This window comes from Paenarthrobacter sp. CM16, assembly GCF_013179505.1.
Taxonomy (GTDB): domain Bacteria; phylum Actinomycetota; class Actinomycetes; order Actinomycetales; family Micrococcaceae; genus Arthrobacter.
This window is the reverse complement of sequence record NZ_JABMCX010000193.1, coordinates 1-9135: the sequence shown is the minus strand read 5'-3', so window position 1 is coordinate 9135 and position 9135 is coordinate 1. Positions and strand designations below refer to the sequence as shown.

General features: G+C 61.6%; 8 protein-coding genes. 6 read left to right on the top strand and 2 right to left on the bottom strand.

The features are described from left to right. Positions 1 to 479 precede the first annotated feature (479 nt). On the top strand, positions 480 to 1538 hold the full coding sequence (locus HP499_RS16220) for an MBL fold metallo-hydrolase (RefSeq protein WP_172325257.1): 1059 nt from the start codon (positions 480 to 482) through the stop codon (positions 1536 to 1538). A 551-nt stretch (positions 1539 to 2089) separates the two neighbouring features. Here HP499_RS16220 and panB read toward each other — a convergent pair. After that, complete coding sequence (gene panB / locus HP499_RS16215) at positions 2090 to 2992, bottom strand: 3-methyl-2-oxobutanoate hydroxymethyltransferase (RefSeq protein WP_172325256.1); 903 nt, start codon at positions 2990 to 2992, stop codon at positions 2090 to 2092. 1308 nt (positions 2993 to 4300) lie between these two features. Between panB and HP499_RS16210 the strand changes: the two genes are divergently transcribed. The 3 genes from HP499_RS16210 (at position 4301) to HP499_RS16200 (ending at position 6674) form a co-directional block, all read left to right on the top strand. After that, positions 4301 to 4942 carry a TetR/AcrR family transcriptional regulator gene (locus HP499_RS16210; RefSeq protein WP_172325255.1) on the top strand — a complete coding sequence of 214 codons (642 nt, stop codon included), beginning with the start codon at positions 4301 to 4303 and terminating at the stop codon, positions 4940 to 4942. Between the two features lie 146 nt (positions 4943 to 5088). Next, positions 5089 to 5886 carry an SDR family oxidoreductase gene (locus HP499_RS16205; RefSeq protein ID WP_172325254.1) on the top strand — a complete coding sequence of 266 codons (798 nt, stop codon included), beginning with the start codon at positions 5089 to 5091 and terminating at the stop codon, positions 5884 to 5886. A 131-nt stretch (positions 5887 to 6017) separates the two neighbouring features. Continuing rightward, entirely contained in the window at positions 6018 to 6674 is a 657-nt protein-coding gene (locus HP499_RS16200) for a TetR family transcriptional regulator (protein ID WP_172325253.1), read from the top strand. Positions 6675 to 7373: 699 nt separating this feature from the next. Here the strand turns inward: HP499_RS16200 and HP499_RS16195 are convergent. Further along, positions 7374 to 7523, bottom strand: coding sequence for a hypothetical protein (locus tag HP499_RS16195; protein ID WP_172325252.1), 150 nt, complete (start codon positions 7521 to 7523; stop codon positions 7374 to 7376). A gap of 216 nt (positions 7524 to 7739) precedes the next feature. Between HP499_RS16195 and HP499_RS16190 the strand changes: the two genes are divergently transcribed. Then, positions 7740 to 8564 (top strand): enoyl-CoA hydratase-related protein, encoded by an 825-nt coding sequence (locus HP499_RS16190; RefSeq protein WP_216660069.1) that lies wholly within the window; start codon positions 7740 to 7742, stop codon positions 8562 to 8564. A 100-nt stretch (positions 8565 to 8664) separates the two neighbouring features. Further along, positions 8665 to 9135, top strand: a 471-nt coding sequence (locus HP499_RS16185; RefSeq protein WP_172325250.1) for an acyl-CoA dehydrogenase family protein, incomplete at its 3' end; no start/stop codon positions are given.

Sequence of the window (9135 nt, the reverse complement as noted above, 5' to 3'; positions counted from 1 at the left end):
TGGTTTCACAGCGCCAGAACGCAGACAAAGAACGCCTGGGCAACTTCGCAACATCGTCCCCGGGCGTCCGGCTGGTGGGTACCGTTCGGGCCGTCCTAGTGGGCTCCGATCACGTTGACACAATCAGAACGAAGGGTTTCACTCATGAGGTTTCAAGATACCGGTTGTACCAACATGCACCGCAAGGACCAGTGGCAGTCCCTTGTTGGCAAGGTTTTCGAGGTACGGCCGGATGGACGGTTGCGTCGCCGGGGGGTAACTGATGAAGGGATGCTCGGCGGCGGCCGCTCTTGGAGTGCTCCGGAGACCGTACTTCGGTGGGACTTCATGCACGTCGCTGCTGGCTTTGAGGTTTGGACCAGTCTTCCTCTGCGCTCTGGATGTCACACCGCAGATCCTGTTCCCCTGCTAGAGGTAGAGGCAGAGGCAGAGGCAGCCAAAACCTTCGAACGGATTCCGGCCCGGTCAGGCGATGCGACGTGAACTCTCCAAGCCTAGCCCCAATAACCCTCACCGGCCACGCCCAAAAGGAAGCATGGCAGAACAACGTATTGCCGGCCGTTGAACAGCTCGGCACGGAGGTGTGGTCCATCCCCATCCCATTCCCTGGCAATCCTATGCGCTACACCCTCAGCTACCTGCTCCTAGGCGACGGCGACGCGGTCCTGATCGATCCGGGCTGGGACAGTGACGCCGGCCTGGACCATCTGACCGCCGGCCTGCGGCAAGCCGGCCTCGGGCTCACCGATCTGACGGGAGTCGTCGTCACTCATTTCCACTCGGACCATCTGGGCATGGCCGCCCGCCTCCGGATGGCATCCGGGGCATGGGTTGCCCTAGGGGACCGGGAAGTGCGCCGGTTCACCGATGCAGACGACCCCGACCTTGTCCTGCGCACCCACCGCGAGGAGTTGACGTTGTGGGGCGTCCCACCGAACAGGCTGACCGAGGTGTCCATGGACCACCGCAGCCTCATCCATCTGCAAAACCTCGCGGACCCGGACCTGCGGTTTACCGACGGCGCCCTGGTGCCCGCCAAGGGGCTCGACCTGCGAGTGGTCAACACTCCCGGGCACTCACCGGGGCATATCTGTCTGGTCGATGAGCCCCACGGCCTGATATTCAGCGGTGACCACGTACTGCCGCGCATCTCCCCGCATATAGCCCTGGACCTGCCATGGCTGGCCAACCCGTTGGCGGACTACTACGAGTCCTTGAAGCTGATCGCCTTCGAGGACGAGATGGAAGTCTGCCCTGCGCACGAGTACCGTTTCACCGGGATGCAGCGCCGGGTGGCACAGCTGCTGGAACACAACCGCCAACGCTCGGTCGAGGTCCTCCAAGTGCTGGAGGCGCACCGGCCCGCAACCGTATGGGACATCGCCCAGCACTTGACCTGGTCCCGCGGCTGGAAGTCACTCCAAGCCTTCTCCTTGCGCCTGGCAGTCTCTGAAACAGCGAGCCATGTAGTGTACCTGCGGGCGCAGGGCCACGACATTGACGTCCCCGTAACAGATCCAGATCCGGTCGTTCGGTGACAGCAACTTACTCAGACGGGACGGGAGATGATCTCGCGGGGCAGAAACGTATGCGCCTGACCCGATCCGGGACCCTATTAGGCTCCAGTAGGGGTGCGGTCGCGCAGCACCATCGACCGGACCCCGCACCCACTCAGTCTTCCAGTGTCGGGCCGACGTGTGGGCTCGGCCCGACACCGAGCCGCACCTCGCAAAGTGTCCTCCCAGGCTGTCCCTCCGTCAGCAGGGCCTCCGTTGTGCCTCGCCGATCGGCCATAGTCTGCAGCGTTCCCAGCGCCGGCGGCGCATTGATGGGCAGCACGATAACGAGGTCAGTAACGAGTCCCGGCCAAACATTGCTTGGGGCCAGGGAGCTCCTACGACAACGACCAGACGCTCTGGATGCAGTGGACCAATGATGCGCAAAGCGCCGGTGCCAGCGTAGTTGCGGGAGGCGATTTGCTGCTCGGCTAAGCGGTGGGCGGACGCCCTAAAGCCTCAACGCCAGTGCCTTCCTTCCAGTGCATGGATCACTCTGTCCCAATCCGAAGCCAGAATGGTCCGGGGACCGACTAGAAAGCGTGCTCCGGGCCGGGGAACTGTCCTGAACGGACCTCAGCGCCATAGGTTTTAGCCGCATTGCTGAGTATGGTCCGAACGTCCGCGTATTGCTTTACGAATTTGGCCATTTTCCCGCCGCGCAGGCCTGCCATGTCCGACCACACGAGAACTTGCCCCGTGGTCGCATTCCCGGCACCGATGCCGATCGTCGGAACGGAAACTGCGGCATCGACGGCTGCCGCTGTCTCGGCAGGCACCATTTCCATGAGTACACAAAAGGCGCCAGCCTCCTCCAGGGCCAGCGCGTCCTCGATCAGCCGTTGGGCGTCATTCCCCCGGCCCTGGACCCGGAAGCCGCCAAGGACGTGTTCGCTTTGCGGAGTGAACCCGATGTGTGCTATGACCGGGATGCCGGCCTGGACCATGGCCCTGATGGTCTCTGCATAGAACCTACCGCCTTCGATCTTTACCGCGTGGGCAAGGCCCTCCTTCAGGAACCGGATACCTGTGGCTACTGCCTGTTGAGCGGAGACCTCGTAACTGCCAAACGGTAGGTCGGCGACCACGAGGGCGCGCTGTGCCGAACGCGCAACGGCGCGGCACAGCGGAAGCAATTCATCCACCGTGACTGGCAGGCTCGTTTCGTTTCCAAACACGTTATTGGACGCCGAATCGCCCACGAGCAACACCTCAATGCCCGCTTGGTCAAAGATCTCCGCACTGTACTGCTCATAGGCCGTGAGCATGGCGAATCGCTGACCGTTGTCCTTTGCCTTCTGCAGATGATGGATGCGCATCCTCCCCACGGTCTTCGTAGCCGCATCCAGCCCGTGACGACCAGCTGTGGAAGGGCCGTTTCCGTAGGGGCTTGAATCCTCGGCGGACGTGTTTGGGTGGGTGCTGTTCCCTACCATGAATAGTTCACCGTGCCGTTGTCTAGAGCGGAAGGCGCGTGTGTGTTCCCCGCGGTGTTGGTTTCCTTCTGGGCCGGGACCTGCCTGCCGGCCAAATCCGTCCAGTCTGCGTGGTTTCCCATGGTGCTGCCTTTCGTATCCCAGTGTTTTGCTCTTGCTGCCGTGTATTCCCAGGGAATTCTCGCGTCGGTCGGCTCGGGCCAGTACCTGCGGTCCAAGTCAGGAAGCTTCCCGCTGTCACGAACGGGCGCCTCGCTTGCGGCGGGAGCCGGAGCTCTTATAGTCGTCGAAGGGCAAGTGTATTTCCCGGCGGACGCCGGCAGGTTCACCGTGCCTGAAAAAGTGGTGCCGGTCACACCAGCGTACGAGGCGCCGAGTGCCGCGACATAGGTCAAACCTGCCAGTCGTTGGTACGGAAGCGACGCGAACGGGCCGCCACGACGGACCACACGAGTGCGTGCGTCCCAATAGTGGGCGACACGGTCCGGCTCGGATGATGGTCAGTCGTTGAGTGCTGGGTACACCGTGTATCTGCGGGCGTCGCCCCATAAAGCGTGGCCGCGTCTGGCTCTTTGAGCGCGGCACCGATGCCAACCGGCGCGGCGCGTCGGGGTTTGATGAATGGACAGTCGAAGGCTTCGGCGTCTACGTGCCAACAGGAACACGCTCGGCATCGAGGTAATTGTCCACTGACAGGATAGTTGGCAGTGGTCTTCCTCGGACTGGCAGATGACAATGTCAAACCTTCATGCGATTGGATGTCAATGCAGATAATCCCGAAGCGATGAGGCCGCTTAGAAGCTGGTGGGCAGGTCCTCCAGGACGTCTGTGAATATTGAGACTCGCTCGATGCGGACTCAGGCGAGACGCCGGTCGCGCCGCCAATGCGCGAGAAGGTATGCGTCGGTCGCGACCCGATATTTCCACCCGTGGCCCGACAGGGTGTAGCGAAATCCTAGCCGACCGTCATGAGCGGCCCGACCGAAGTTTTACTGATCTACCCGCAGTACCCAAGGCGCAGGACCTCGTCGATCCGATCGAGTGCACGGACACCCGGGCCACAATCTCGGAGCCAATCCGCTGCTGGAGCGGTTCCCGAAGGCAAGTATGTGGCCCTGCCCCGAGCTGTCGTGGGCAGAATCACTGTAGGGGCAGACCAGGTATCCGCACCACCGTGATCTCTGCACGCTGCGGTTCTAAGTAAAGGGGCATAAGTAGCTCCTCGCCAGATCCTGCCACCGGGCCGGTGCTGCATCCGTCTCACGAACCGAATAGACATTGACGTCGGTTTCAGGTTAGCTTTCAGTCATGGACTCGTTCGGATCAGCGCAGAGACGCGACGGCGGTTCGGCAAAGGAATCACCTCGTACCGCGCGCGGGGCGCGCACGCGAGCAGCTCTGGTTGCGGCTGCCCGCACTGTCTTTGAGCGTGACGGATACCTTGATGCCCGGCTTGCCGACATCACAACTGAGGCCAAAGTGGCGGCCGGCTCCTTCTATACGTACTTCACCAGCAAGGAGGAGATCTTCGCGGCGGTCCTCGAGTCCGTCCAGGAGGAGATGGTTCACCCGCAGGTGAGGCGGATGATTCCCAGTGACGCTCCGCTCGCCGTGATAGAAGCCAGTAATCGGGCGTACCTGACCGGCTACCGACGCAATGCGAAACTCATGCGGCTGATGGAGCAGGTCAGTGCGGTCGACGACGGGGTGAGGGTGCTGCGTCGCGCCCGAGGGCGGGCTTTTGCGGAGCGTAACGCCCAGAGCATCAAGGACCTGCAAGCGCGCGGGATCGCGGACCCCGAGGTGGACGCCTTCCTTGCTGCGACCGCGTTGTCGGCCATGGTGAGCCGGATGGCCTACGGGGCCTTTGTCGTGGGCGACCCGTGGGGCATGGAGGATCTGGTCGCCTGCCTGACCCGGTTGTGGGCCAATGCGCTGCGCATCACGTGAATTTTCCAGAATCGCTTGTTGTCTCGGGACTACAAGGAGGGAATGCGCTAGACTCGATATGAATTCGAATTCATGTTCATCGTCGCTTGGAGTCATGACATGGAATCCGGGCCAGTAATCGTCAACAAGTCAAGCAGGAGCCGGGCATGAATGTTTCTGGGAAGGTCGCCATCGTGACCGGCGCGGGTAGTGGTATTGGTGCCGCACTCGCTGCCGGGCTCGCTGGGCAGGGCGCTCATGTAGTGGTCGCAGATCTAGATCTCGAGCGCACCAGCGAAGTTGCTGCCGCGGTCGGGGGCGTAGCTGTGGCCGGGGATGCCTCTCGCGTCGAGATCCTGGAGGAGATGATCGCGGCCGCCGAGGGTAACTTTGGCCCGGTCGACCTGTTCTTCGCCAACGCAGGGGTAAGCGGGGAGGCTGGAATCGGCGACAGTGACGAGCAGTGGCAGCGCGCACTCGATATCAATGTCCTCGCGCACATTCGTGCGGCTCGCCTGCTGGTGCCCGGCTGGATCGAACGCGGATCCGGCTACTTCGTATCAACGGCCTCGGCCGCCGGGCTGCTGACGCAGATTGCTGCGGGGCCGTACTCCGTCACAAAGCACGCAGCCGTCGGATTCAGCGAATGGCTGTCGGTCACCTACGGCGACCGAGGCGTCCGGGTGAGCTGCATCTGTCCGATGGGCGTCAATACCGCCATCCACCATGACGCACTCAATGGTGATGATGAGGTGTCACAGCTTGGCGCAAAGGTCGTGGCCACGGCCGGCAGTGTGCTCGAGCCTGAGGAGGTCGCCGCAATCACGCTGGCGGCCATGCAGGACGAGAAGTTCCTGATACTCCCACATCCGGAGGTACTGGAGTATTACCGGCGAAAGGGTGCGGACTATGACCGTTGGCTCGCTGGAATGCGGCGACTGCAGCGGGAGGCGGCCAATGCCTAATCACTGCGCCCGCAAAGATGGCGCAAGGATTTCGGATCTTGTAAGACGCTAGACTATCCAGAATCCCGGGATTCTTGCCTCGCGGACGTGGACGAGGCCATCTGACAGCCCGGTGAAGGAGAAGGACGTTCGTGACAAAAGACACCGCTCGCAAATCACCGCTGTCGAAACGAGGCATCCGCACCCGCCAAGCGCTGGTTGACGCTGCGCGGGTAATTTTCGAGCGCGACGGCTACCTCGATGCCCGACTGTCCGACATTACGGCCGAGGCCAAGTGTGCGACCGGCACTTTCTACACCTACTTCCTGGACAAGAGTGAGATCTTCGCCGCGGTCATGGAGGCGACCAAGAACGAGATGCTCCACCCCGGGATGGAGCACGTCGACGGCGTTGAAGATCCTGCCGCAATCATCGAGTCGAGCAATCGTGCCTACCTTGAGCGCTACCGTAGCAACGCGAAACTCATGCAATTGCTGGAGCAGGTCTCAAGCATAGATCCCCAAGTCCGTGAGCTGCGGCGGGCTCGAGGTTGGGTCTTCGTTGAACGAAATGCCCGCGGCATTAAGGACCTTCAGGATCGAGGGCTTGCTGATCCCGACGTCGATCCTGTCATGGCCTCGCGTGTACTCTCCGGCATGGTCAGCAGATTGGCGTTCGCCACTTTCGTACTCAAGGATGGAGGCGACTTCGAGCAGCTGGTCTACACCGCCTCCCGCCTATGGTGCAACGCATTGCGCATCGAACACCAGCTCACCATGCCTCAAGCCGTCGAAAAAAGTGACGGCTGATGAGGCTGAAGACCTGACTCGTCATCTCCCTGCGTCTCGGCTTGGGCGACAGCCCGGCAAGTAGGAAATAATCTGCCGGTCGACGAGGGTCGACCACTGAAGTATCAAACTTCCGACCGCCGAGGCCGAACTCGGTCACATCGGTAACTAAATTGTCGTTGAGCACGTGGGTACCACTGCGCCAGGTTCGCCTATGTAGGGGTTGTGGCGCTTCTTGCGCGGGGCCGTGCCTACTAGCTGCAGCGAGCTCATCAGTGTCAGCATGGTCTTCTTCGCGACCGTCCACTCTTGGCTTGAATAGCTCCGTGTGCATGCGGCTAGCGGACGCGATTCATTTCGCAGATCACGTGACTGACGTCTGAGCTTTGCTTGGGTGTCGGGTGTATAGAGTCATGCGTCGTGTTTGAGAAACGTAGTCCTGGCCCGCCCTGCGCCGCCCAACTGACACCAATCGGATGGCCTGCCCTGCACCGCCCACTGACAGCAATCGGATGGCCTCCGCTGAGGAAGGCGTCGGCTTGAACCTGAATGGACGTCATTGTTCCCTCAAGGCCGGTAGTTTTCCCAACCACGCCAGATCTGCGTCCTGCTGCTTAGGGTCGGGCACACTGCCGCAGGCAGGGGGGATTCGGCTTCCTCGGGCTGCGTGGGGGCTTTTGCCGCAGCCTGCCATCACGGTCCATTCGATTTCGGCCGGACTCACTTTGGCAGCAGTGCTTGAGCGGACAAAGCAGCCTTCGCTGCCGGGGCCGAACCGGACGCGGCCACGCGGAACCTCTTGAGCACGCCGAGGTTTGATTTGAGCGATTGCGACCAGCACTCCTTGGGAATGACTCCTGTGTCGCTCATAGAGTGCTTTCGTCGACAAGACGAAGTGTATTGAACCATCGAGCCCTTCTGGAAGGTCGGAACTGGATTTCCCAGAACCACCCCGTGCACGGTTCACAGTATGGTAACGTACCAGAATGAGAATGAGTTCAGGTTCATGTTTTGGTCTTTGGGTTATCGCAGAGTTTCGGACTGATGGCCTCTCTCTCGTGGCTGATTTGGTGCGAGGAATGCCCAGTGGTTGCTGAGGTACTGACCGATATCACGAATGGCGTCGGCACCATCACACTCAATCGCCCTGATCGCCGCAACGCCCTGTCGGGCGGAATGATCAGGGGCCTTATCCTCGCCTTGAACGAGATGGAGTCGTTGCGCGAGGTGGGAGCGATTATCCTCACGGGTGCGGGCGGCGCGTTCTGCTCTGGAGGTGACATTCAATCTTTTCATGAGCAGGGCGGGGAGGGAGCTGGCGCCGCCGAGATCGACCGGGCCGCCGTCGAAATGCAGCGCCGTGACCAGGATGAGACGGTCGGCCGTATCCACCGGTGCCGAAAGCCTGTGCTTGCATCCATCACAGGAGCAGCCGCCGGCGCAGGCATCGGACTTGCGCTTGCGGCTGACTTGCGAATCGGTTCGCCGCGGACGGTATTCGCGACCGCTTTCGGTGCGGTCGGGTTGGGCGGCGATTTCGGCGCGGCTTGGTTGCTGGACCGGCTGGTCGGGCCAGCTAAGGCGCGGGAGCTCATGTTTCTCTATCCCAAGATCCGCGGCGAGGAGTGCTTGTCTCTTGGGCTGATCAACTGGCTCGTTCCAGAAGACGAGCTCCAACAGCGGACCCGCGAGATTGCCAGCCGTTTGGCCGCTGGCCCCTCTTATGCCCTCGAAGCGATGAAGCAGAACCTCCTGCGGGCACCCCACGAGGATCTCACTGCCTCGATGTACGCCGAGGTGCCTTTGCACAAGGCCACGGGCCTGACGGACGAACACGCCGCGGCAGTCCGCGCCTTCGTCTCGAAGCAAGCCCCGACCTTCCCCTCTGGCTGGCACGGGCAGGACATATGACGATGACGATGCAGCGCGTTGCCGACAAGACATTAGGACCCGCTGGCGTGACCGCGCCGTGCGACGCACGATTTGACCAACGATGAGATGAGGAACTGAGATGGACTTCGAGTTTTCAGAACGTAGCCGTGAGTACCAGGAGAAACTGCTCGCCTTCATGGACGAGCATGTCTACCCCGCGGAGGCGATCTACGACGCAGAGATGGCAGAATCGGGCAACCCGCACTTCCACCCCCCGATCTTGGAGGAGCTCAAGACCGAGGCGCGCAAGCGCGGCCTGTGGAACCTCTTTCACCCACACGAGGACGAGGCATGGGGATCCCCAGGCCTCAGCAATCTCGACTACGCACCGCTAGCCGAGATCATGGGACGCAGCCCCAAGCTCGCCCCTGAGGCGACCAACTGTAACGCCCCCGACACCGGCAACATGGAGGTCTTCCAGCTCTTCGGCACCGAGGAGCACAAGAACAAGTGGCTCAAGCCGCTCTTGGCCGGCGAGATCAATTCGGCCTTCTGTATGACCGAGCCTGACGTGGCCAGCTCGGACGCCACCAACGTCGAGCTCTCGATG

What these genes read in the sequence shown, in the direction of transcription:
- panB (WP_172325256.1), bottom strand. Translation starts at nt 2,992, where the DNA reads ATGGTAGGGAACAGCACCCACCCAAACACGTCCGCCGAGGATTCAAGC.
- HP499_RS16210 (WP_172325255.1), top strand. Translation starts at nt 4,301, where the DNA reads ATGGACTCGTTCGGATCAGCGCAGAGACGCGACGGCGGTTCGGCAAAG.
- HP499_RS16205 (WP_172325254.1), top strand. Translation starts at nt 5,089, where the DNA reads ATGAATGTTTCTGGGAAGGTCGCCATCGTGACCGGCGCGGGTAGTGGT.
- HP499_RS16195 (WP_172325252.1), bottom strand. Translation starts at nt 7,523, where the DNA reads ATGAGCGACACAGGAGTCATTCCCAAGGAGTGCTGGTCGCAATCGCTC.